The sequence below is a fragment of the Paenibacillus sp. FSL L8-0333 genome, from assembly GCF_037965665.1.
Classification (GTDB): Bacteria; Bacillota; Bacilli; order Paenibacillales; family Paenibacillaceae; genus Paenibacillus_AQ; species Paenibacillus_AQ odorifer.
The window spans coordinates 6,815,830-6,840,164 of sequence record NZ_CP150186.1 but is presented as its reverse complement, the minus strand read 5'-3'; the positions used below and the strand labels follow the sequence as shown (position 1 = coordinate 6,840,164).

The following is a 24,335-nucleotide window of genomic DNA, read 5'->3' as shown; positions in this document are numbered from 1 at the left end:
AGACTGTCACTCCTTTAAATCTTCCAAATGTGGCATCAGCCATGAAGTGGAAATGTCGAAGAAAATAGGTTGGTGCTGATATTTATCCCCAGTAGGCAATATGAAGAGACAAAAAAATATGGATAAATTTGATTTGTTCACAACTTTATCCACAGCTTGTTGATAATTAAGAGAACAAACAAATCTATTCACATTCAAAAGTAATACCATCATAGCAAAACGCCCCTTATTTTTCAATGAGCAGGGCTATTTTATCCACAAATTCAAGCACTTGTGTACAATTATTAGGAACACCACTACATATTGTTGATAATTTGTTTACGGTTCGACACTTTACGCCAAAGGTTCGATAATTTTATACACAGGTTGTGCTCAACTGTGAGCAGTCGACTTTATTTTTTGATCACAGGTGGATAACTGTCATATCTTGTGGATTACTTTTTTTCTGGGGAGAGTTGTGGATAAACACCTGAGCTTGAGGGGGAGGAACAAGCCGGTTACTAGGTTGACTTTTGCTCATAAAATATGTTTAAATATATAAAGGTGTTTTCTGTAAGGATATGTCTCGATATATAAAAATGATGATTCTTGTAGATACTGTCCCTACTATAAGGACGGCTTAGTCCGTTTCTGCTTATATGACAGTAATTAAGTTCCTGTAAGGGAGGTGCAATTATGAGACCGACATTTAGACCAAATGTGAGCAAACGTAGTAAGGTTCACGGTTTCCGTAAAAGAATGAGCACGAAAAACGGCCGTAAAGTGCTGGCAGCTCGCCGCTTGAAAGGCAGAAAAGTTTTGAGTGCGTAAGTTAGGCCACTAAGGGACCACTGCGGTGGTCTTTTTTTACTGCTTTTTATTATTATTGCTCTGCAAAAGTCTAGGATCTCGCTTAATGCGCTAGCTACACTTTGCGGGGCTATTTAACGTATATTGAGAAATATTTTGTGAGAAGTTGAAATTATTTTTCCTACTATATATAGAAGCTTAATTTCAGCACAGCAAATGTGGTCGTTTATGGCTGCTTGCAAATGCCTATACTATTAGAAGAAAAAATTCGGAGGGACACTTAAACCGGATTTTTATGAAGGAGATTCCCGTGCACAAAAAGTTACGTTTACGAAACCGTGCCGACTTCAGTCGTGTATACCGCCATGGGAAGTCATTTGCGAATCATCAATTTGTAGTGTATTGGTTTGGCAAAAAAGAGGTAGAGCGATTTAGAGTAGGTGTGTCTGTTAGCAAAAAGGTCGGAAACGCGGTTGTCCGTAACCGTATGAGAAGATTAGTTAAGGAAATCGTCCGTCACCATGAACCCGAGATTGCAGGTGGCTTAGACATGGTGTTTATCGTAAGAAAAGGAGCGCTTTCCATGGAGTATGCAGAGCTCGAAAAAAGTGTGCTGCATGTGCTTCGTAAAGCCAAGCTACTCAAGGCTTCCCGCAAATAAAGGGTGCTTAAGAGGCTTGTTTATTTGTATTCATAATTATGGTATGATTTACGGTGGAATGGAATGTTTAAGAGAGGGGTTTTGAAGTGTCTCTAATGAAGACTAGACGAGGAAAATGGTTTCTCCTCATCACGGTAATGGTGTTGTCGTTAGCTGTTCTGTCGGGATGCGCTCCGTCGACTGCTGTTACGCACACTACGGAGGATTTGAAGAATGGAGGCTTCTGGCAAAGTAATGTAGTGTATTATTTCGCCATTGCCTTGGACAAGTTTGCAGATTGGTTTAACGGAGAATATGGTTTAGCCGTACTTGTGATGGTTATTATTGTCCGCACGTTGATTCTTCCGCTTACTATTAAACAGGTGAAGAGCTCGCGTGCAATGCAAGCCATTCAGCCGGAACTCCAAAAGATCCAGAAAAAATATAAAGACACACCTGAAAAGGTGCAGCAAGAAACAATGCGTTTGTTCCAAGAAAACAAGGTTAACCCAATGGCGGGTTGTTTACCGCTGATCGTTCAAATGCCTATCTTTATCGCTCTCTACAACTCGATCTACTATAATCCACATTTGCGGGAGCACACCTTCTTGTGGCTGGAGCTAGGTAAACCGGATCATCTGTTTATCTTACCAGTGCTAGCAGCATTAACAACATTTATTCAAACTAGAATGATGACCAAAATGAATCCAGTGCAACAACAAGGGCCAATGCAGTTCATGATGATGATCTATCCAGTTCTGATCTTCGTTATGTCGTACAACTTCCCTGCAGCCTTGCCACTATACTGGGTGTACAGTAACCTTTACACTATTATTCAGAACTACTTCTTATACCGCAACAATGATAAACACAAATTGGCAATCGCAAGTGCTGTAAAAAGTACAGATGACTCCAGTCCTGCTCCGAAGAGCAAAGGCGGTAACAAGTCATCGAAGGGAGCCAAAAAGTCAAAATGAGCAAAGTCGTCGCAACAGGGAAAACCATTGAAGAAGCTGTAGAACGGGGACTAACCCAGCTTGGAGTTCAAAAGGACCGGGTAACGGTCAACGTACTTGAGCAGCCATCAAGAGGATTCCTGGGATTGATCGGTGCGAAAGGTGCCAAGGTTGAACTAACCTTGATAGCCGAAGCCGCACCGGCATCAGCGGCGAGTGCTCCGTCACTGCCTCAACAGTCAGCAAGAGAGAGCAAACAGGAGGCCATCGGCGGTGTGCCACGCCAAGATTCCGGACAACCGGTGGAGGAAGCTTACCAAGAAGCCGTTCATTTCATTGTGGATGTCGCTAAGAGCATGGGGCTCGAAGTGGAGGTAGAAATCGTCCACACCAAGGAATCCACGATTCTGCAAATTTCCGGTCCAGATTTGGGACTGTTAATTGGCAGAAGAGGACAAACTCTCGATGCTCTACAGTATTTGGCTAATATTGTAGCTAACCGTTATTCCGACAGTTTTATACGGCTTGTGTTAGATGCAGAGAACTTCCGTGAGCGCCGTAAAAAAACGCTTGAAGAGCTGGCTGATCGTTTAGCCGGACGTGTAGTTCGCACTCGTAAAGAGGTTGTATTGGAGCCAATGTCTCCTCAGGAGCGCAAGATTATCCACTCCAGGTTACAGGATCATCGGCAAGTGAGTACCCTCAGTAAAGGCGAAGAGCCAAATCGCCGCGTCGTTATAACCTTGAAGTAAAGACTATATGGATGCAATGACTCCTTGACCAATGTAAGGGGTCATTGTTTTTTTAAAAATAAAAGAACGTTTCTATTCAAAAAATATAAGTTTTGGGGTGAAAAACAGCATGCTTAGTGACACCATTGCTGCCGTATCGACGGCATTAGGCGAGGGAGGAATTGCTATTATTCGGGTAAGTGGCCCACAGGCTATTTCCCAAGTGGCACCATTATTTCGCAGCCGAATTCCATTAACTGAAGCGGAATCGCATACCGTTCATTACGGACATATCGTCAGTCCTGATAGCGGAGAGAAGATGGAAGAAGTGTTGGTAACCGTTATGAAAGGACCACGTTCTTTTACGACCGAGGATGTAGTAGAGATCAGTGCTCATGGCGGTGTGATTTCTGTAAGAAGAGTGATGGACTTACTTCTGCAGCAGGAGATAAGGTTAGCCGAGCCGGGGGAGTTCACCAAGCGTGCTTTCTTGGGCGGACGTATCGATTTATCGCAGGCTGAGGCTGTTATTGATCTGATTCGCTCTAAGTCTGACCGGGCTTTTTCTGTAGCTTTAAAACAGGTTAGCGGATCCTTATCGGATCGGATTCATGCTTTACGCCACACACTTATTGAGATGCTGGCTCATATTGAAGTGAATATAGATTATCCAGAACATGATGTAGAATCCATGACAGCTGAATTTATTAAAGACAAAAGCAGTGAGGTTATGGAGGGAATAACAAAGCTGCTTAAGACATCTAATGAAGGAAAAATACTTCGTGAAGGGATTACGACAGCTATTGTCGGACGTCCGAACGTTGGTAAATCATCATTGCTAAACGCATTAGCTCGTGAGAATAAAGCGATTGTAACAGATATTCCGGGAACAACACGTGATGTAATAGAAGAATTTATAACGATAAATAATATACCGCTTAAGCTGCTCGATACTGCGGGAATTCGCGAAACGATGGATGTTGTTGAGAAAATTGGGGTGGAGCGCTCCAAAGCGGCAGTTAGTGACGCCGACCTGATTCTACTTGTGCTGAATGCTAATGAAGAGCTGCATGAGGATGAATTGGCATTGATGGAACAAATACACGGTAGACAGTGCCTAGTAATCATGAATAAAATGGACTTACCGTCCAAACTGGATAAGGATAAGTTGCTCTCGTTTTTTGAGGAGTCTAACATTGTACCGATGTCCGTTCTGGAAGAGGAAGGTCTAGACAAACTTGAAGATGCCATTTCGACACTCTTTTTTGGTGGAAAGCTGGAATCGGGTGACTTGACATATGTGAGTAATGTGAGACATATAGCCCTGCTCAAAAAAGCCTATAAATCACTTCAAGACGCATACGATGCTGCAGAACAGTATATACCGATTGATATGATTCAAATCGATGTACGGCTCGCATGGGAACAGCTTGGGGAAATTATTGGAGATACAGCAGCTGACTCTTTGTTAGACCAAATATTCTCACAATTTTGTTTAGGAAAATAAGATTCACGATTTAATATAATTTCAAGGGGGAAACAGGACATGAGTTATGATGGAGGCAACTATGACGTTATCGTCATTGGCGCTGGTCATGCTGGCTGTGAAGCAGCACTGGCTGCAGCCCGGATGGGTTGCAGTACGTTAATGATCACAATTAACCTGGATATGGTTGCATTCATGCCCTGCAATCCGTCCATAGGCGGACCTGCCAAAGGACATGTAGTGCGTGAAATTGATGCGCTTGGCGGAGAAATGGGCCGCAATATAGATAAGACATTCATTCAACTGCGTATGCTGAATACAGGTAAAGGACCAGCAGTACATGCTTTACGTGCACAAGCTGATAAATTCCTTTATCAACATACAATGAAGGAAACTATGGAGAAAACGCCTAATTTGACACTTCGTCAAGGGATGGTTGAGCGTTTAATCGTTGAGGATGGACGTTGTGTAGGTGTAGTTACGAAGACTGGCACCGAATACCATAGTAAGACTGTTATCCTGACAACAGGTACTTACCTGCGCGGTAAAGTGATTATGGGTGAGCTAACATATGAAAGTGGACCTAACAATCAACAGCCATCCGTGAAGCTTTCTGAGAATTTGCGGGAGCTTGGGTTTGAATTGGTGCGTTTTAAAACAGGTACTCCACCACGTGTACATCGTGATACGATCGATTTCTCTAAGACAGAAATTCAACCAGGTGACGATGAACCGAAATTCTTTTCGTTCGAAACGAAATCATCCGATAACGAACAACTTCCTTGTTGGTTAACGTATACCTCTGAGGTTACTCATCAGATTATTAATAATAACCTTCATCGTGCGCCAATGTTCACAGGTATTATCGAAGGAACTGGCCCACGTTATTGCCCTTCTATAGAAGATAAGGTCGTAAGATTCAGTGATAAATCTAAGCATCAGATCTTTTTAGAGCCAGAGGGAAAAAATACATCGGAATACTATGTACAAGGTCTGTCCACTAGTCTTCCTGAGGATGTACAGCTAGCTATCTTACGTTCCATCCCCGGTATGGAAAAGGTAGAGATGATGCGTAACGGCTATGCTATTGAATATGATGCAATGGTTCCTACACAGCTATGGCCATCTCTTGAAACTAAACGTCTTCCAGGTCTGTTCACTGCTGGACAAATCAATGGCACTTCCGGTTATGAGGAAGCAGCAGGCCAAGGGGTTATGGCTGGAATTAATGCAGCACGCAAAGTGCAAGACAAAGAACCCGTAATTCTAGATCGTTCACAGGGATACATTGGTGTACTCATTGATGATCTCGTGACTAAGGGAACGAATGAACCTTACCGTCTGCTTACTTCACGTGCAGAATATCGTTTGTTGCTTCGCCATGACAATGCAGATCTAAGACTTACACCTATCGGTTACGACATTGGTTTGATCACACAGGAGCGTTTCGATAACTTCACAGATAAGAAAGAACGGGTGGAGCGTGAAATTGTTCGTCTGCAAGAAACAAAGGTTAAACCTGTTGATGTAAACCAAGTACTAGCGCAATATGAATCGGCACCTATTGTAGATGGCAGTAATTTGCTAGTTCTGATGCGGCGCCCAGAGCTTGTATATAGTTTTGTTGATCAAGTATCACCATCACCAGAGATGCTGGATGCAGAAATGAAAGAGCAAGTAGAAATCCAAATTAAATATGCCGGATATATAGAAAAACAACTTCAACATGTGGAGCGCCTGCAAAAGATGGAGAAGAAAAAAATTCCAGATGACATTAATTATAATGAAATCCATGGATTAGCGATGGAAGCGCGGCAGAAGCTGACTAAGATTCACCCGATCTCTATCGGGCAGGCTTCTCGGATTGCGGGAGTTACACCTGCTGATATTTCCATTCTTCTTGTATATCTTGAGCATTACAACCGGGTAACCGCGGCGAAAGGATAAGCTATGGATAATACGGAAGTTCAATTCACACAACTATTACAGGAACGAGGTATATCCCTTACAGCAGAACAGTTAGCACAATTTGATCTGTATTATAAGGAACTCGTAACCTGGAATGAAAAAATGAATCTCACGGGTATAACTGAGCGAGAGCAGGTATATACGAAGCATTTCTATGATTCTATTTCATTAGCCTTTTTCCTTGATATTAACGAGATCACCAATCTCGCAGATATCGGTTCAGGAGCTGGGTTTCCAGGAATTCCACTTAAAATATGTTTTCCTCATTTGAAGCTAACGATTGTTGATTCGCTCAATAAACGAATTTCATTTCTGCAGCATGTAAGTACGACATTGGGATTAACTGATGTACAATTGATCCATGGGCGGGCAGAGGATGTCGCGCGCAAGTTCACTCATCGTGATGCCTATGATTTGGTTACAGCACGTGCGGTAGCAAGACTGTCTTTATTGAATGAATTTTGTCTTCCCTTCACACGCAAAGATGGGGTGTTCGCTGCAATGAAGGGCAGCGATCCTTCAGAGGAATTAAGCGAAGCTAAGTACAGCTTAAAAGAGCTTCGTGCTGAACTCAGCAAAGTGGAGTCGTTCAGCTTACCAGTGGAGGAGTCGGATCGACATATTGTTATGATCCGTAAGACAGGAGCAACACCAGCTAAATATCCAAGAAAAGCGGGAATTCCTGCCAAAACGCCATTGATGAAATAATGTTTCACGTGAAACATTGCCGATACTCAAAGTTCCTTTAGGAGCATTCCCTTTGAACAAAGGGAATGCTCTTTTTTTATGAAGATGATGATAACAAAAATCGATAAATATCAATTTAGATGAAAATTAGATTTATAAGCTGATTTGGTTGTGCACCTGTAAAAATGCAGGAAAAATAGGTCTTTACGGAGAATATGATTATGTAGAGAAAAGTGATAGAATAGCATAGTAGACTTTAATTTTGTATATAACTCCTTCTCTGTACTCTTGTTCGAAAGAAGGAGAGATTATGATGCCTGTTCATTACAGGTAATTCCATAATATCAGAATGTTTTAGATTGCTGTACGATATGCTTTCCGTGAAGAAGGTCAAGAAGATCGTACTATAACGAAATTAGGTGGTTATGAACGGAATGAAAGAACAATTTACCAAGCTATTTGGGTTTAACGAGCGGAGCAGCGGAGAAGAAATCAAACAAATACCAGTTCATGAGGTCGTTAGCAGTCCTTACCAACCACGGACTATATTCGATGATGACAAAATTGATGAGTTATGTCAGACAATTAAAACTCATGGTGTCATTCAGCCTATTGTTGTCCGTATGCGAGATTCTATATATGAGATCATCGCAGGTGAACGGCGCTGGCGGGCAGTTAAAAAGCTTGGTTTAGAGACGATCCCTGCTATTGTCCGTGAGTTCAATGATTCGCAGGCTGCATCTATTGCGCTCATAGAAAATCTACAGCGTGAAGGTTTGACCTCCATAGAAGAAGCTGTCGCTTATCAGAAGTTAATTGATCTTCATCAATTAACACAAGAAAGCTTAGCACAACGCTTAGGCAAGAGTCAGTCGACTATAGCGAATAAGATTCGTTTACTCCACTTACCTGAAGAGGTTAAGACAGCATTGATGGAACGTCAGATTTCCGAAAGACATGCGCGTTCACTCTTATCACTGGATAGTGTGGAAATGCAATTAAAAGTTTTGGCAGAGATTATTGCAAAAGGATTAAATGTTAAACAGACGGAAGCTCGTATTGCTTTCTATAAACAAGTTTCACAAACTAAAAAGTCAAAACGGGTCTCCTATACCAAGGATGTTCGTCTAGCTCTTAATACAATTCGTCAATCTATTGATATGGTGTCAGGCTCAGGTATGGAAATCAAAACGTCAGAAAATGACCGTGGTGACCATTACGAGATTGTAATCCAAATCCCCAAAAGATAAATTGTTTCAAAAGCTGAAGGCGGCCTTAAAGTGATTGGCCGCCTTTTGTGTGACTTAAATCAGGGTGTATTGCTCGATCCTGCATTTTAGAGTTTCTACCTATTAAAAGAACAGGGTTTGGCCGTTTGTACTTGCGTTCTACGAGAAGATTCTTCCTAACTATTCGAGGTGAAATTAGTGTCCAAGATTATTGCCATAGCAAATCAAAAAGGCGGTGTCGGTAAAACAACATCCTCTGTGAACCTAGGTGCCGGTATGGCTACATTAGGAAAAAGAGTGCTTCTAGTTGATATCGATCCTCAAGGCAACACTACCAGCGGCGTTGGCATCAACAAGGCGGACGTAGCGAATTGTATATATGACATTCTCATTAATGAAGTAAATCCTCTAGAAACGATACTTGAAACTCAAAATGAAGGACTGCACATCATTCCAGCGACTATTCAATTAGCGGGGGCGGAGATCGAATTAGTATCAACGATTTCCAGAGAGTTGAAATTGAAAAAAGCCCTAAATGCGGTTAAAAATAATTATGACTACATCATCATTGATTGTCCTCCATCCCTTGGGATTTTGACGATCAATTCCCTTACAGCTGCTGATTCGGTAATCATTCCGATTCAATGTGAATATTATGCGCTCGAAGGGTTGAGTCAGCTTTTAAACACTGTGCGTCTAGTGCAAAAAAATCTTAATCCGCATTTAAAAATAGAGGGAGTACTATTAACCATGTTGGATGCCCGTACGAATCTAGGGATCCAAGTCATCGAAGAGGTTAAAAAGTATTTTCAGGAAAAAGTTTACAGAACTATCATTCCTCGGAATGTCCGCTTAAGTGAGGCACCGTCTCATGGACAATCCATTATTACTTATGATCCTCGCTCAAAGGGAGCAGAAGTGTATTTAGAGTTGGCAAAGGAAGTGATTTCTTATGAGTAAACGTTTAGGGAAAGGTCTGGATGCTCTGATTCCTTCTTTATCTATTAATGAAGATGATAAGGTAGTAGAAATCCCATTAGCTCAATTACGGGCTAACCCTTATCAACCACGCAAGGATTTCAATGAAGAAGCAATCCAGGAATTGGCTGAATCCATCAGACAACATGGCGTGATTCAACCGATCATTGTACGGAGTGTTTTGAAGGGGTATGAAATCATTGCCGGTGAACGCAGATTCCGGGCTTCGCAATACTGTGGTAAACCTACGATTCCAGCAGTCGTAAGAAATCTAAGTGATCAACAGGTTATGGAGATCGCCCTGATTGAGAACTTGCAACGTGAAAATTTAAACGCAATGGAAATCGCAGTTGCTTATCAAGGTTTGATGGATCAATTTTCACTCACACAAGAAGAGCTATCTCTGAAAGTTGGGAAGTCCAGATCACACATCGCCAACTTCCTAAGATTGCTTACTTTACCGGAAGAAGTAAAAGAATATGTTTCACGTGGAACAATGTCTATGGGACATGCGCGAGCTATTGTTGCCTTGAAAGATCCGGAAGTTATTAAACAATTGGCTGAACAATGCGTGGAACAGCAATGGAGCGTAAGAGAGCTTGAAGAAACGGTGAAAAATCTGGATCGAAAGCCAACGAACGGTACAAAGATTAAAGTTGTTAAACGTGATCCCTATATTGATAATGTAGAGGAAGTATTGCGTGAACGGTTTAAAACAACGGTTAAGATAAAACAAGGTAAGGAAAAAGGGAAGATTGAACTGAATTACTACAGTGCGCAGGACTTAGAAAGACTGTTGGAATTATTGGGTAACTAAATGGGTATCTATGCCAAGAACATATCCTGAGCTATCCGTAATCGGATAAGTAGGGGTATGTTTTTTCAAAATATAAGGATGTATAAAGTAGAGCTGAATATTATCCTTATATTTTCTACAGATAAGGTTATTATCAATAAAGGGTGACAACGTTATTTCTTCTTAATGAAAAAGAGTATGAGACGAGGAGCGGGGTTATGGAAGACTTCGTATATTTGGATCATGCGGCTACGTCCTGGCCTAAACCTCCAGAGGTGGCAGCTGCGATGATGAATGCTTTGCAGTCGGGAGCAAATGCTGGCAGAGGAAATTATTCGCTGGCCATGGGAAGCGGACGGGTGTTGGTGAGAGCCCGGAGTTTGCTGGCGGAGTTGTTTGGGGTTTCTAATGCACAAGACATAGCGTTTACCCAAAACACTACGATGTCATTAAATATGGCGATTAGAGGTACGCTCAAAGCAGGGGACCATGTAATCTCTACAATGACTGAACACAATTCTGTGCGGAGACCTTTGGAATATTTACGTAAGTCACTAGGGATAAGTGTTGATTATCTGAAGGTGGATCGGGCGGGTCAATTGGATTTGAAGGAATTGGGCAAAACGTTTCGACCAAACACTAAAATGGTAATTTGTAATCATAGCTCCAACTTACTAGGTAGTATACTTCCCATTGGTGAAATCGGAGATCTAACTAAAGCAAAGGGTGCTATATTTCTAGTGGATGCTGCTCAAAGTGCAGGCTCGCTTGATATTGATGTGAAAAAGATGAATATTGACTTATTAGCTTTTCCTGGGCATAAAGGATTGCTTGGACCACAAGGGACTGGTGGACTCTATATATCACCTAAATTGGATCTCGAGCCCTTAATGCATGGAGGCACAGGCAGTCAATCTGAGAATAGTGAACAACCCTCTGTTCGCCCAGATCGGTATGAAGCGGGAACGCAAAATGCGGTAGGAATTGCTGGTTTACTAGCCGGTGTTCAAAAGGTAAAATCGATAGGGACAAACGTTATCCACGAAAGAGAGTGGAAGCTGACTCAACTGCTGATGGAGGGGTTGTCCCATATTCCAAACATTAAACTATTAGGACCCACATTAGGGGCTCCGAGAACTGGAATTGTGTCGTTTGTAGTGGATGGGGAAGAATCGGCGAATATAGCCCACCGTCTAGATCGTGAGTATAAAATAGCCGTCAGAGCGGGTATGCATTGTACCCCGCTGGCACATAAGGCTGTTGATACACTAGAAAGTGGTGCTGTTCGGGCGAGTGTAGGCGTAGATACAACAGAGCATAATATAAGCAGAATGCTAGCTGCTATGGATGAGTTATATGGCTGATGCCCGCAGCAGATAAATAAAAAGGATGGTCCATTCATGTCTGAAATGAATCAATTAATTAATGAACAGTTGCAGTGGTTTGTGTTTGGTTTCGTAGTAATTATGCTAGTACTGATAGTGACTGTAATCGCCCAGGGAGCTAAGCTGCGGACTATACGGCGCAAATATGAGGCCATGATGGCAGGAAGCGGTGTGGAGGATCTGGAAGGCCTTCTGGTTGATCTGAAGAACCAAAGCGACATGCTGGAAGAAGAACAACGTGAGCAAAAAGCGTTGATAGAAGCTACCCAAGTCAAAATCCGCGGTATGAAGTCAAATATCGCTCTCAAGCGTTATAATGCCTTCGGTGAACGTGGTAATGATTTGAGCTTCTCGGTGGCTATTCTGGATGACAATAGCAGTGGCATTGTATTAACCAGCCTTCATAATCGTGAGAACTCATATATTTACTCCAAGCCTATGCAAAATGGGGAGTCACAATATGCCTTATCGCCGGAAGAAAAAGAAGTTATAACTCTCGCGTTGCAGCAGAAGTAGCATGTAGGTTCCATTGTTTTAAAGCAGAATATAGACTTGTAGCGATAATATCAGATAATCGCATGACTAGACTTAGCCGTGTATTCTGCAATACGAAATACTCCATAAAGCCGCCGACATTAACGATTCCAGTCAAATGGATATCCCCAACCGGCGGCAATTGTTTATTTACGCCAGCTCCTGGTCTGAGGGGGCCTTCAACGACTTGGATGCAGCCAACACTAGTAGAGTGACCTAAGCAGGCATCTATTCCGATGACAAACGGGTTATTATATTTTTCATTAATTAGCGACAAAGTCTCTTCAAGATTGACGGCATGAACCGGTTCCTCAAGGGTACCGTATAAATGAAACAACGGGCTATGAAAACGGGATAATGCAGTACCAACAAGAGGACCGAGAGAATCTCCGGTGGAGCGATCAGTGCCTACACAGATGACGATAATTTGAGTCTCTGGACGCGTGCGTGAAAAGTGAAAAAGTAGCCGATGAGTAATTGCGGAATAGATATCGGGATCTGTATGTGATATTTTTAAACAGGACGTTTCTTGCGTTGCTGTAGCCTTGGATGAGGAGTTCATACCATCTTCCTTTCTAAAGGTGATTCTATTTGTTGGTATCTAGTATATGGATAGAAGAGGGGTTTTATACTACAGCAGCAAGAGATAGGACGATAAACCTATGGAGAGGCTTGACGTATATGCAGGATGAGATGTTAATAGCGTTTGACTCCACCCAGCAGGCGCTTCGTGCTGAAATGCTGCTTGAGTATGCTGAAATAGAAATTGATATATTTCCAACTCCGAAGGAAATCACCGCAGGCTGTGCAATTTCAATTCAGTTTTTTCAAAATGCGCTGGAAGAGGTAAAAAAGATTATAGTTGAGCAAGAAATAGAAATACGCGGCATCTACGGAAAACACAACGAGAACTACATACTGATTTAGGGGTAGGGAGGAGTACATGCGATGAATATGTGGATACTGGAGGCTGATACACCCGGTGCGGATACATTAAAAGATGCCATTCGCTTTAAAGATAAGGTGTGGAATTGGTTTACCGATGCTGATATGTGGGCGGATGTATTATTTGCGGGTCTACGGATTCTTGTTATTTTTCTCTTAACCCGGGTTATTATTAAAATTGTTTCTAATATTATTGATCGTTCGCTTGAGCGTAAAACCGGTGGCAGACTTCTGTCCAACACACGAAGGTTTACTACGGTTGGGGAATTGATGAAAAATGTAGTGACAGTTATCTGTAATTTTGTGATGATCATGCTCGTGCTTTCTGAGTTCCACTTCGATTTGGCACCATTGTTGGCTGGAGCGGGTGTACTTGGTTTAGCAGTAGGTTTTGGGGCGCAAAGTTTGGTGAAGGATGTTATTACAGGTTTCTTTATTATTTTAGAGGATCAATTTGCAGTGGGTGATGTGATTCAAACAGGTACCTATAAAGGAACTGTAGAATTAATCGGACTGCGAACAACCAGGCTGTTAAGCACAACTGGAGAAGTATTTATTATCCCGAATGGATTAATCACGAACGTGACCAATTACTCTCTCTCGAATGCATTGGCTGTAGTTGATGTTCCTGTAAAAATGGAGCGCAGCTTGGAGGCCACGCTAGGTTTGATTGGAGAAGCGTTAAAGGGAATAGAAGAGCGTAACTCTAATGTGCTTGCTTATCCTAATGTGCTCGGTATACAGTCCATGAGTACTTCGGAATATGTAATTCGTATAGCGGCTAGCTGTTTACCCAATGCAAAAGAGGTTGCGGAGAGACAGATTCAGAATGATATTAAGCAGGCACTAGAGAAACTAAGCAGTCTAGAGCAGGCTCAAGCTGCTCAAGCCGAAGAGGAAGCTCGTTTGAAGGCAGAAGAAGAAGCAAAGGCTGAAATTGAAATGGGAAAAACAGAAAATGAGCAGGAAGTATCGGATACGCCTGACACTGGATCAAGACGCCAAATCGCAGCTACACAAGAGGGGAAAAAGGGGGAAGGGTAGTGGAACGTAAAGTTTTTAAGCTTGGAGATATTGTACAGATGAAGAAACAGCATCCTTGCGGATCTAATGAGATGGAGATCATTCGTATGGGGATGGATATCCGCATTAAGTGTACAGGATGTCAGCACAGTGTTCTGATTCCCCGGGCGAAATTCGAGAAGAATATGAAGAAGGTACTGCGTTCTGCAGAGGGAAATACAGACAATAATTAAGCTTGCAAATGGCATGTCTGCATGATACAATTATTTTTGCTGCGGAGAGGTACCCAAGAGGCCCAAGGGGGCTGACTCGAAATCAGTTAGGCGTGTCACAGCGTGCGTGGGTTCGAATCCCACCCTCTCCGCCACTTCAGCATAATATAACATTTTAATGAATCCTTCGTTCCTGTAACGGAGGTTTTTTTGTGTCCAATGAGCTGTTTGCAAAAGATCATAACATGCAAAAAGAAGGGCCCTTTCGGGTCCTTCTTTAAGAGGCAGTACATCAATGATGTTGGAATTTCTCTGTATATAGCGACTAAAGTGATTTAGGCGTTGCTGAGGTTACTGCTTTTTAGACAATAACCCACTACTATTCCCAGCTAACAATAGATGCTGAATCAGATATCCTGTGATTGTGTTCGTCTACGACGGCCAACGGAACCACACCTCTCTTTTGTACTGCCTGAGAATAGTATGGTGTAATGTCGGTTTTTTTATACACATTTATTATTAATTAATGTACACGTGCTTTTTCAACCTTTTTCCACTTCCGATTTTTGTTACTGGTCTCGGGGAAGGTGTCCCCTTTTTCCATTTTAATATGCTGTGGATTCTGAATTTCGGTATGGAAGCTTCGCGCTTCACCTACCTCTGTATACATGCCTGGATTGGGGGCTTTGTCGCCTTTTTCATATTCTGTCTTTTCGCCCATCATTATCGCTCCTTCCTTAAGTGCAGATGAATTCACAGATTATTGTGCGCAGGTAGGGTTTTTTTCATGTAAAAAGAGGGTGGAGGGTTGTCCGGTATTAATATTGCTTGCACTCTGCTGCTCGTTTTGGTATATTAATCAGGTGCGAGTCTATGTTTGTGCTCGTTCCTTGCTCCTGACGTGATTAGGGGCCTCAGACCATAAGGAGGTGAAAATTATGCGCAAATATGAAGTGATGTACATTATTCGTCCTGACATTGAACAAGAAGCTGTTCAAGCAGCAGTCGATAAATTCCAAGGCATCATCTCCAATGGCGGGGAAATTACAAAGCACGAAGTGCAAGGTAAACGCCGTCTTGCGTATGAGATCAAGAAATTCCGTGATGGCGTTTATGTTTTGGTTAACTTCAATGCAGAACCTGCAGTAGTTACTGAATTAGAACGTCTTATGAAGATTTCTGACGAAGTTATTCGTTATCTCATTACGAACGACGTTGCTTAAGATCTTGACAAGCTTTGTAATGAATCGCTCTAAAGGAGGGGACCAGAATTGTTGAACCGTATCATTTTGATCGGACGGTTGACCCGTGACCCGGAACTTCGTTATACTCCCGCTGGTGTTGCCGTAACTCAATTTACGCTTGCCGTAGATCGTAACTTTACGGGCCAGAACGGTGAACGTGAGGCAGACTTCATCCCGGTTGTTACCTGGAGACAGCTAGCAGAAACCTGTGCCAATTATTTGCGCAAAGGTCGTCTGACAGCAGTGGAAGGACGCATCCAAGTGCGGAACTATGAGAATAACGAAGGTAAACGTGTATACGTAACTGAAGTTATTGCTGATAATGTTCGTTTCCTGGAATCTTCACAAAGCCGTGAAGGTGGAAATACTTCAAGTGGTGCAAGTAGTATGCCTGAAGAGCCAGCATATGGTGGCGGTGGTAACGCTGGACGCGGAAATAACAACAATAATTTCTCGCGTAACAACAATACTCAAGATCCTTTTTCGGGCGATGGTAAACCGATTGATATATCGGATGATGATTTGCCATTTTAATTAGGAAGGACTGAAAAGAATATGGCTTTTAAACCAAGAGAAGGCGCTGACAACGACAAAAGACCAGCACGTCGTGGTGGACGCAACAAGCGTAAAAAAGTTTGCTTTTTCACTGTGAACAAGATTACTCACATTGATTATAAAGATACTGAACTTCTTAAGAAGTTCATCAGCGAACGTGGAAAGATTTTGCCACGCCGTGTAACAGGTACAAGTGCAAAATACCAACGCGCTCTTACCATTGCTGTAAAACGCTCGCGTCAAATCGCGTTGCTTCCTTACACAACGGAATAGGACGTTTTATAGAAGCAGTCGGGAAACTGGCTGCTTTTTTTGTTGTGAAAAGCCAGCGTGCGGATTATGTTTGACGTTCAATCTGGAATGTGTTAAATTACAGCTATCCTATAATAAAAGGGGAAATATTGATGTTGGTGACCGTTCTTAACTAGCAATTTCATAACACTGGATTAGGAAGGCTTTAGCAGGCTCGTCTTTTGGCGTTTGCGTGCTCTATTTGAGTCCGTCTCGCACAGATGTCTGTTGTTCCTAACGGTGGATGATTTAGTTAAGAACACACGAAGCGTCATATGGCCTCTTTACGGCTATTGTTCTCTTTGTAATTAACCGTGCTCTTAGAGCACGGTTTTTTTGTTTTTCGGCCACCCTGGCTTTTATAGGGGGACCTTAAAACGCCAGAGAACAATAGCATAAAAAGAAGGGCAAGGACTGCCATAGTGGCATTCTTTGTCCTTTTTGCGTTAGGGAGATTTTGTTCCAAAAAATAGTTAGTTCAATAAGGAGGATTTGCTGTGAATTTACAAAGTCTAAACACGTTGGAATACGAAATTATTAAAACCGAGCTTAGCCGTCATGCGGTATCTTATGTAGGAAAGAAAACTGTAGAAGAGCTTATGCCTATGACCTATTTGCCTTCCATTCAAAGAGCGATGGAGGAAACGTCTGAAGCTAAAGAGCTGCTGGAGCGGGGGTCCAGTGTACCGATTCCTTCATTAGAGGGGGTTGAGTGGATCATGTCACTAATGGGGACTGGATATCTGTACAGTGAGCAAGACTTCACTGCAGTGGCTACATTTCTAAAGAGCTGTAGTCAATTGCGCAAATATATGGCTTCTAAAGAGCAAAGTGCTCCCCGGATTGCTGCTTATGCTTCCTCGCTGCTGGAATTAAATCATGTGCGGGAAGCAATTGACCGCTGTATCCGCTTTGGGGCGATTGATGATGGAGCTAGTAAGGGGTTAGAGCGGGTTCGTAAACGGATTGGCGTAGCTAAAGAACGTCTTCATAAAAAAATCGACGGGATCATGTCGCGCCATCAATCGATTTTGCAAGAGAATATTTATAGTCAGCGTGGTGGACGTTACGTTATCCCCGTAAAGCGGGAGTATCATAAGCAAATAAAGGGATCGGTACTTGATCAATCCACAAGTGGACAGACGGTGTTCATCGAACCAGATGAGATCGCCTCCATGCAGATTGAGCTGGATTTGTTATTAGGAGAAGAGGCACGTGAAGAAGCTGTGATCCTCAGTATGCTGACCAGCATGGTAGAACAGGAACAAACTGCACTGCGCCTAAATATCGAGGTTACAGGCACCTATGATTTTATTTTTGCCAAAGCAAAATACGCACGAACGCTGGGAGCATCTGAGGTTACTCTAAATGATAGGGGTTTTCTAAGGATGAACGGAGGCAGGCATCCCATGCTGCAGGGCATGATTCCAATTAGCCTGGAGATAGGGAAGGGATATAGATCCCTAATCATTACAGGTCCAAATACAGGCGGTAAAACGGTGGTGCTCAAGACCCTCGGGCTGCTGACCCTCATGGCTCAATCGGGGTTGTTGATTCCGGTCGAGGAGGGGAGTGAGTTTACGGTCTTTACGGATGTGATCAGTGTAATCGGAGACGGACAAAGTTTGGCCCAATCACTCAGTACATTTTCGGCACAAATGAAGAGTATTGAGGGAATGCTGAGAGATGCCTCTAAAGGGGTGCTGCTGCTCATTGACGAGCTGGCGGCAGGTACAGACCCTGGGGAAGGAATCGCCCTCTCAATCGCCATTCTGGAAGAGCTGAGCCGTAAAGGGGCGAATATTATCGTCACAACCCACTTTAACGAGCTAAAAGCCTTTGCCGCTGCGACAGCCGGTTTTCAAAATGCACGAATGGAATTCGACAAAGAAACGCTGCAGCCGTTGTATCGTCTGACTATCGGAGAAGCGGGGGAGAGTTATGCTCTGCAAATTGCTAAAAAGCTGGGTATCCAGGATAACGTTATCAAGCGATCGTGGGAGATCGTTGAGGCGCAGCAGCAAAGGCTGCAGAAAGGTGATGGGTCGGCATGGGCAAGTCTTTTTAGCAAAGAGGGAGAGAAAGGGAAGACTGCACCTGTTATAGAGGATTTTGAAAAAGAAGAAAAGTCTGTGGAATCACTGAGCGATAAGGAGAAGCAGACCCAGTATGAAATTGGTGATGCCGTTCTTGTAACTTCACTGGGGCGGATAGGAATTGTTTATGAGAAAAAAGATCACTTAGGAATGGTCGGAGTGATGATCCAGAAGCAAAAAATGCGGATTAATCATAAACGTTTAAAGCCATATCTATCCAAAGATGAGCTGTACCCTGAGGAATATGACTTTGATATAATTTTTGAGAGCAAGGATACCCGTAAAAAGCGGAAATTGATGCAGCGTAAGCATGTCGAAGGCCTGAGAATTACGCATAAGGATGAAGAATAATGTAATAAAAGGATCTGCCTATGAGGTAGGTCCCTCTTTTTTTATAAATACTATGAAATATGCGTAAATTCAAGCAGGAGTATAGGCCTAAAGCTTAGAAGTTATTGTAACCATTCTAAAACTTTGTTACAGTAAATATTTATTCCATAGCTTAAATGTAGATATACGTTCAACTAGAGAAGGGAAGGAACACATGAAGAATAAGAAGATATGCGGGTTCTTGTTAACAATGCTCGTGATGACTACTGTATTGTCAGCATGCAGCAGAGCAGGTACCAGCAGTAATTCATTATCTTTACATCACAATGAGGTGGTCGAAAAGCCACAGACTGGCGGAGTAGTTACTTATGGATACTCATCGCCGTTTATGGGCTTCTTTGAGCCTGCTTTTTATGAAGGTGAAGATGATTTTCATGTGCTGGAGTTTATTACTGAGGCCATGTTTACGATAGATGATGATTTATCAACGGTTCCTAATATCGCCACTTGGCAGGAGTCCGAGGATCATAGAATATTTACCTTTAAAATCAAACCGGGAATCCGTTGGCATAATGGAGATGAACTGACCGTAGAGGACTGGAAATTTGCGATGGAGACTATCGCTAGTCCAGACTACACCGGATCACGTTATTATAGTGTGGAAATGATTCAAGGTGCGGAAGCCTATCATAAAGGTGAGGCAAAGAATATAACAGGTCTTAAGGTTATAGATCCTTATACTTTGAAAATAACAATGACAGCTGCCCGCGTAAATACGATTGATAATCTATGGCCGTATCCGATGAATAAAAAATATTATACTGGAGTCGTTGTTAAGGATATGCCTGAGAGTGATCAGATGCGAAAAAATCCGATTGGGATTGGCCCCTTTGAGGTGAGCCTTATTGAACCTGGCCAGCGGGTGGAGATGAAGCGCTTTGATCAATACTATAAAGGTAAGGCTTTATTGGATGGTGTGTTGTATAAGGTATTTGATGACAAGGAAATCATCAGCCTGTTTGAACAAGGCGTAATTGATATAGAGAATGCTCCACGAGATACTTATGAAAAGTTGAGTAAACTCGATAATATTAATATTTTACAATCAAATGAGCTTGCTTATGAGTATATAGGGTTTAAATTTGGGTATTGGGATAGTGAAGCTGAAAAAATCGTAATGGATAACCCTAAATTTGCGGATAAAAGATTACGTCAGGCGATGTATTATGCACTTGATCGGGAGGGGATCATTCAATCATTTTCTCATGGGTTAGGCAAGCCTATAGAAACTCCGGTTTCCAGTGCAAGCTGGGCGAAGATCCCTGATAGTCAGATTAATACGTATCCCTATGATCCGGAAAAAGCGAAGCAGCTGCTTGATGAGGCTGGTTTTGTAGATGTTGATGGAGATGGGCTGCGTGAGAATCAAAAAGGAGAAAAGTTAGTTATTCATTATGATTCTATGCTAGGCAGTCATTCAGCGGAGTTACGAACTGCTGCTATTCTGGAGGATTGGCGAAATGTGGGACTTGATGTGCAGCTTAATGGTGGGGCGTTAAAAGAGCTCAACACCTTCTATGAAGCAGTAGAGGCTGATGATCCGTCCATTGAGTTGTTTAACGGGGTATGGGGATTAGCTAATGATCCTGATCCTTCAGGTCTCTGGAGAGAGAATGATTTGTGGAACTACCCACGTTGGTCCTCGGAGCGGAATGAAGAATTGATTCGCGATGGCACAAGTATGAAGGCGTATGATAGAGATTATCGACAACAAATCTATTATGAATGGCAGAAGCTAGTGAATGAAGAGGTTCCAATGATCTTTTTTGCGGAAAGAGAAAGCATTACTGCTGTCAATAAACGTCTACAAGGTGTGCGTGTTGATTCTTTGGGCTCCATAATTGAGCCTAATAAATGGTGGATAAAGGACTAAATTAAAAAAAATAAAAAAAATTACGCAAAAAGTGAAATCAAATTGCTGTTTCATTCGTCATATATATTATGGAGGATGACAACGATGAAGAGACGGATATTAATATGGGCTGGTGCAGCTTTGATAGTCGTTGTCTTAATTACGGTGTGGAGGCCTATCGAACTGGGCTTTAAACCGGATATTGACGCGGGTTCAGCAGTGCTGCTAGATATGGATAGTGGAGACATATGGGTCAATATAAACGGCGATGTGCCTATGCCACCGGCCAGTGTGTCTAAATTAATGACTGAAATGATTGTGCTGGATCACATAACCTCTGGAACCCTTAGGTGGGAGGATAGAGTCCCTATTAGTGCTTACGCCAGTCAAATGGGAGGTATGAGTCTCTCATTAAAACGAGGAGATTTCTATACAGTAAGGGAGCTATTCGAAGGCATCACCATATATTCTGCTAATGATGCTGCAGTTGCATTGGCAGAATATATGGCAGGATCAGAGGATTCTTTTGTACTTATGATGAATGATAGAGCACGTAGTTTAGGTTTATCTCCTAATACGGTATTTACCAACGCCTCTGGATTGTCGAGCAAGGATCTTGGTATCATTCGTCAGCCTACGCATATCGGTGGCCAGACGATGATGACAGCGAGGGATACAGCCAAATTGGCAGCTGCGCTAATCCATAATCATCCTGATGTACTGAATATTTCCGGTCGTACACAGATGCAATTAAAGGATAAAGGGTTATATGTTAGTAATAGCAACCTTATGCTTCCAGGTATGGGCGGCGCTTACGCATACGATGGAGCAGATGGGTTGAAGACTGGATATGATAGCCAGACGGGATATTGTATTGCGGGATCAGCCCAGCGGGAGGGGCACCGGCTTATTGCGGTCGTTATGGGGGCGGAGACTTATGGCAGCCGATTTGAGGGTGCTGCTAAATTGTTCGATTATGGGTTTTTCCGCGGTTTACATTATGGAGAACGGGTAAAATATATTATACATGCCCTTGGAATTCGAAGTTAAATTTGGAGCATCATACCAGTAATTATTACTTGGTATGGTGCTTTTTCCCTATTCATGTCGGTATTTGTTGTTTCTTTTTATCCATTTAGTGATTACAATAGAAATATTGTTTTATCCCATATTATTTTAAAAACGCAAAAAAACTTTTTTTCTATAATTTAGAATGACCCGAATTTCCTGAAAGGGGGGACAATAAGATAATGGAATAAGGGACAGTAAATTCGTCGCCGAGAGAAATAAAACCATGACTGCCTGAGAACGATCAGGAGGCATTGTAAATATATGGTACGTGTAATTATTCTACAATAAAGAAGGAATCAAAGATGAAAAAAATAAAGAAAAGATACATTGCGCTAATTGTTCTCGTCGTTATTATAGCGGGAGGTTTTCTCTTTCGGAATTCTTTGGCCGTATTAGCTTTTGACCTCTTTTTGTCCGATCGGGTAGAAAGCAAGCTGAAAGAAGAATCTTACCAGCCACTTAAGGATGAGAATAAGGTTAAGCCAGAGCCGGTTGTATACAAAAGCGATCCATTTTCGCTGATGCTGCTCGGGACTGATCAACGCGACAATGAAACCGCACGTTCGGACACGATGATGTATGCTGTTGTTCGCCCAGAGGATTACAAAATTCTGCTTATTTCTATTCCACGTGATACGTATACCGAGATTATTGGCCATAACGATAATAAAAAAGATAAGATTACCCATGCTTATGCTTTTGGTGGGCAGCAAATGGCTAAGGATACTCTGGAAGCACTGCTGGAGCATGATATTCAGTATTATGCCACCATTAACTTTCAAGGGCTCAAGGATGCCGTTGATGCTATTGGAGGCGTTCCGCTGCCAATCAAGAAGGACATTGTAAACAAGGGTAAGGACCATGAAAAGTTTACGATCGAGGGTGGAAAGTCGAATTATAACGGTCAAGAAGCACTTAACTATACACGCTACCGTGAAGATAGTGACTTTAACCGGACCAAACGCCAACAGGTTTTTATTGATGTTGTAGCTAATAAAATGTTATCGATCAGCCAAATCGGCAATATTCCAAAGCTGCTGGATATTATGGGCGATAATTTTAAGACCGATATAGAGCCTTCAATGATCATTAGTCTGGCCAAGAAATTCATGGGCGGCAAAGACATGGATATCTCAAGCTTTACGGTAATGGGCGAAGGAAAACGTATTGACGGACTTTATTATGATATCGTTGATGAAGAGGATTTGCGTGAAGCTAAGGCGCTGATTGATAATTGGATGAATGCAGGAACACCAGTAGATCAACTGATTGAGCCGGGAAAAGCAAGTAATGCACTCGAGCCCAAAGCAACAGCAGTTACGCAGTAATTCTAATTGGAAAGCTAAACTCATATAAATAAATTGCAGCAGCCATAAACATTCTCATGGCTGCTGCTTACTGTCTTCATGTTATAATGAATTGGAACTATTATTTAGCTGCTACGTATAATCACATTGGTATGGCAGTAAAAGGAAGTTAAAGAACCGTAATTCCTTCGGAACTCTTTGAGGAGGATCAAGAGATGAATATTGCATTTTTTTTACTTCCGAAACAGGAGGTGGCCTGCGTAACGCTCGATTCTACGCTGCGCCAAACGCTTGAGAGGATGGAGTTTCACCGCTATACAGCAGTCCCGATTCTTAACCGTAATGGAGAGTATGCCGGCACGGTAACGGAAGGTGATCTGCTCTGGTACATGAAAGAGTCGGAGGGCAAGGTTTCGTTTGAGAACGCTTCAAAATTTTTGCTGAAGGACGTTCCATTACGTATGAATAACAAGCCGGTCTCGATTGATGCGGATATGGAAGATCTAATTAATTTGGCTAAGGTGCAGAACTTTGTACCTGTGGTCGATGATATGAACCGGTTTATTGGAATTGTTCGCCGGAGTCAAGTCATAGAGTATTGCGAGAAATTTGTAACAAGACAATCACAGGAATCATTATAGTCCCAGTGTATTCGCGGTTATAGAAGCTATCGGAACAAGGCCTGTATTTCCGGCGATAACGGAATGCGGGTCTTTTTTAAAGAAAGCTCCTCTCCAAAAAGAGGCATAGTCAGCATGGATTGAAGCATACTTAAGGGGCGCGGGGCGTCCAGTGTGACACCGAATTTTTTATGCTATAATGGAGAATAAAGCTTTTTGCCGGAGGTAGAGAGACGTGTCCAATGTGCCGAAGGATCTGGATGTAGCCAAGCGCGCCAAGGTAATTGAATGGCTGAAAACCGAAGTGATTGATCAAGTTTCACGGTTATTTAAAGCGTTATGGGAAGGCAGTACTACCCGTGTCGGTGACAGTCTGGCTAGCTTGATTATGAGCTCTTATATTTTGGGCCGCAGACTAGGGATTCCTTATCGTTCTTTAGATGACTTGCTACTGGAGAAGCTTAGAAAGCACAAGCAGGAAGGGCATCAACTGGAAGATTGGTACCAAGATATATCTGCTTTAGAAGAACATATGCGTAAGAGGTGAATA

26 protein-coding genes and 1 tRNA gene are annotated in these 24,335 nt (G+C 42.4%); 25 read left to right on the top strand and 2 right to left on the bottom strand.

The window, feature by feature from the left end:
• Positions 1 to 675: 675 nt before the first annotated feature.
• The 12 genes from rpmH to NYE72_RS30445 all read left to right on the top strand — a co-directional run bounded on the left by rpmH (position 676) and on the right by NYE72_RS30445 (position 12,161).
• Positions 676 to 810 (top strand): 50S ribosomal protein L34, encoded by a 135-nt coding sequence (gene rpmH / locus NYE72_RS30500; RefSeq protein ID WP_036677745.1) that lies wholly within the window; start codon positions 676 to 678, stop codon positions 808 to 810.
• 289 nt (positions 811 to 1,099) lie between these two features.
• A complete protein-coding gene (gene rnpA / locus NYE72_RS30495; RefSeq protein ID WP_036677842.1) occupies positions 1,100 to 1,450 on the top strand; it encodes a ribonuclease P protein component in 351 nt (116 codons plus the stop codon).
• An 86-nt stretch (positions 1,451 to 1,536) separates the two neighbouring features.
• The gene (locus NYE72_RS30490) at positions 1,537 to 2,406 is read left to right on the top strand and encodes a YidC/Oxa1 family membrane protein insertase (RefSeq protein ID WP_036677747.1); all 870 of its coding nucleotides are present in this window, start codon (positions 1,537 to 1,539) and stop codon (positions 2,404 to 2,406) included.
• Positions 2,403 to 3,137, top strand: coding sequence for an RNA-binding cell elongation regulator Jag/EloR (jag, locus tag NYE72_RS30485; protein ID WP_339211051.1), 735 nt, complete (start codon positions 2,403 to 2,405; stop codon positions 3,135 to 3,137). Before NYE72_RS30490 ends, jag begins: the two co-directional genes overlap by 4 nt.
• 109 nt (positions 3,138 to 3,246) lie before the next feature.
• Entirely contained in the window at positions 3,247 to 4,623 is a 1,377-nt protein-coding gene (gene mnmE, locus NYE72_RS30480) for a tRNA uridine-5-carboxymethylaminomethyl(34) synthesis GTPase MnmE (protein WP_038573972.1), read from the top strand.
• A gap of 39 nt (positions 4,624 to 4,662) precedes the next feature.
• A complete protein-coding gene (mnmG, locus tag NYE72_RS30475; RefSeq protein WP_339211049.1) occupies positions 4,663 to 6,549 on the top strand; it encodes a tRNA uridine-5-carboxymethylaminomethyl(34) synthesis enzyme MnmG in 1,887 nt (628 codons plus the stop codon).
• Between the two features lie 3 nt (positions 6,550 to 6,552).
• Positions 6,553 to 7,278, top strand: coding sequence for a 16S rRNA (guanine(527)-N(7))-methyltransferase RsmG (gene rsmG, locus NYE72_RS30470; RefSeq protein WP_076099800.1), 726 nt, complete (start codon positions 6,553 to 6,555; stop codon positions 7,276 to 7,278).
• A gap of 413 nt (positions 7,279 to 7,691) precedes the next feature.
• Positions 7,692 to 8,507, top strand: a complete 816-nt coding sequence (noc, locus tag NYE72_RS30465; RefSeq protein ID WP_036677760.1) for a nucleoid occlusion protein — start codon at positions 7,692 to 7,694, stop codon at positions 8,505 to 8,507.
• A gap of 177 nt (positions 8,508 to 8,684) precedes the next feature.
• Positions 8,685 to 9,446: an AAA family ATPase gene (locus NYE72_RS30460; RefSeq protein ID WP_036677762.1), complete on the top strand. Its 762-nt coding sequence runs from the start codon at positions 8,685 to 8,687 to the stop codon at positions 9,444 to 9,446.
• A complete protein-coding gene (locus tag NYE72_RS30455) occupies positions 9,439 to 10,281 on the top strand; it encodes a ParB/RepB/Spo0J family partition protein (protein ID WP_036677764.1) in 843 nt (280 codons plus the stop codon). The genes NYE72_RS30460 and NYE72_RS30455 overlap by 8 nt, the downstream gene beginning before the upstream one ends.
• A 197-nt stretch (positions 10,282 to 10,478) precedes the next feature.
• Positions 10,479 to 11,624 carry an aminotransferase class V-fold PLP-dependent enzyme gene (locus tag NYE72_RS30450; RefSeq protein ID WP_076212636.1) on the top strand — a complete coding sequence of 382 codons (1,146 nt, stop codon included), beginning with the start codon at positions 10,479 to 10,481 and terminating at the stop codon, positions 11,622 to 11,624.
• A gap of 36 nt (positions 11,625 to 11,660) precedes the next feature.
• Positions 11,661 to 12,161: a DUF4446 family protein gene (locus NYE72_RS30445; protein WP_036677768.1), complete on the top strand. Its 501-nt coding sequence runs from the start codon at positions 11,661 to 11,663 to the stop codon at positions 12,159 to 12,161.
• Here NYE72_RS30445 and yyaC read toward each other — a convergent pair.
• Positions 12,133 to 12,741: a spore protease YyaC gene (gene yyaC / locus NYE72_RS30440; RefSeq protein ID WP_076212633.1), complete on the bottom strand. Its 609-nt coding sequence runs from the start codon at positions 12,739 to 12,741 to the stop codon at positions 12,133 to 12,135. The two genes, NYE72_RS30445 and yyaC, sit on opposite strands and share 29 nt — an antisense overlap.
• A 119-nt stretch (positions 12,742 to 12,860) precedes the next feature.
• Here yyaC and NYE72_RS30435 point away from each other — a divergent pair, with 119 nt between their 5' ends.
• The 4 genes from NYE72_RS30435 (at position 12,861) to NYE72_RS30420 (ending at position 14,514) form a co-directional block, all read left to right on the top strand.
• Positions 12,861 to 13,106 carry a DUF3343 domain-containing protein gene (locus tag NYE72_RS30435; protein ID WP_036677843.1) on the top strand — a complete coding sequence of 82 codons (246 nt, stop codon included), beginning with the start codon at positions 12,861 to 12,863 and terminating at the stop codon, positions 13,104 to 13,106.
• A 21-nt stretch (positions 13,107 to 13,127) separates the two neighbouring features.
• A complete protein-coding gene (locus NYE72_RS30430; RefSeq protein WP_076212630.1) occupies positions 13,128 to 14,168 on the top strand; it encodes a mechanosensitive ion channel family protein in 1,041 nt (346 codons plus the stop codon).
• Positions 14,168 to 14,380 (top strand): DUF951 domain-containing protein, encoded by a 213-nt coding sequence (locus tag NYE72_RS30425; protein ID WP_076212627.1) that lies wholly within the window; start codon positions 14,168 to 14,170, stop codon positions 14,378 to 14,380. The genes NYE72_RS30430 and NYE72_RS30425 overlap by 1 nt, the downstream gene beginning before the upstream one ends.
• A gap of 43 nt (positions 14,381 to 14,423) precedes the next feature.
• Positions 14,424 to 14,514 (top strand) — tRNA-Ser (locus NYE72_RS30420).
• 368 nt (positions 14,515 to 14,882) lie between these two features.
• Here the strand turns inward: NYE72_RS30420 and NYE72_RS30415 are convergent.
• Positions 14,883 to 15,080, bottom strand: a complete 198-nt coding sequence (locus NYE72_RS30415) for a YjzC family protein (protein ID WP_036677774.1) — start codon at positions 15,078 to 15,080, stop codon at positions 14,883 to 14,885.
• A 217-nt stretch (positions 15,081 to 15,297) separates the two neighbouring features.
• On the opposite strand from NYE72_RS30415, the gene rpsF reads away from it, so the two are divergent.
• The 9 genes from rpsF to NYE72_RS30370 all read left to right on the top strand — a co-directional run bounded on the left by rpsF (position 15,298) and on the right by NYE72_RS30370 (position 24,332).
• A complete protein-coding gene (rpsF, locus tag NYE72_RS30410; protein ID WP_036677776.1) occupies positions 15,298 to 15,582 on the top strand; it encodes a 30S ribosomal protein S6 in 285 nt (94 codons plus the stop codon).
• A gap of 48 nt (positions 15,583 to 15,630) precedes the next feature.
• A complete protein-coding gene (ssb, locus tag NYE72_RS30405; RefSeq protein ID WP_036677780.1) occupies positions 15,631 to 16,137 on the top strand; it encodes a single-stranded DNA-binding protein in 507 nt (168 codons plus the stop codon).
• Positions 16,138 to 16,158: 21 nt separating this feature from the next.
• Positions 16,159 to 16,431: a 30S ribosomal protein S18 gene (gene rpsR, locus NYE72_RS30400; protein WP_036651767.1), complete on the top strand. Its 273-nt coding sequence runs from the start codon at positions 16,159 to 16,161 to the stop codon at positions 16,429 to 16,431.
• Between the two features lie 515 nt (positions 16,432 to 16,946).
• Positions 16,947 to 18,896: a DNA mismatch repair protein MutS gene (locus NYE72_RS30395; protein ID WP_339211045.1), complete on the top strand. Its 1,950-nt coding sequence runs from the start codon at positions 16,947 to 16,949 to the stop codon at positions 18,894 to 18,896.
• Positions 18,897 to 19,089: 193 nt separating this feature from the next.
• Positions 19,090 to 20,808: an oligopeptide ABC transporter substrate-binding protein gene (gene opp4A / locus NYE72_RS30390; protein WP_326046196.1), complete on the top strand. Its 1,719-nt coding sequence runs from the start codon at positions 19,090 to 19,092 to the stop codon at positions 20,806 to 20,808.
• A gap of 84 nt (positions 20,809 to 20,892) precedes the next feature.
• Positions 20,893 to 21,837 (top strand): D-alanyl-D-alanine carboxypeptidase family protein, encoded by a 945-nt coding sequence (locus tag NYE72_RS30385; protein WP_076212618.1) that lies wholly within the window; start codon positions 20,893 to 20,895, stop codon positions 21,835 to 21,837.
• A 323-nt stretch (positions 21,838 to 22,160) separates the two neighbouring features.
• Complete coding sequence (locus NYE72_RS30380; RefSeq protein WP_038573960.1) at positions 22,161 to 23,186, top strand: LCP family protein; 1,026 nt, start codon at positions 22,161 to 22,163, stop codon at positions 23,184 to 23,186.
• Between the two features lie 194 nt (positions 23,187 to 23,380).
• Positions 23,381 to 23,806: a CBS domain-containing protein gene (locus NYE72_RS30375; RefSeq protein WP_036677795.1), complete on the top strand. Its 426-nt coding sequence runs from the start codon at positions 23,381 to 23,383 to the stop codon at positions 23,804 to 23,806.
• Between the two features lie 223 nt (positions 23,807 to 24,029).
• On the top strand, positions 24,030 to 24,332 hold the full coding sequence (locus NYE72_RS30370) for a MazG-like family protein (protein ID WP_170914153.1): 303 nt from the start codon (positions 24,030 to 24,032) through the stop codon (positions 24,330 to 24,332).
• The last annotated feature ends 3 nt before the right edge of the window (positions 24,333 to 24,335 follow it).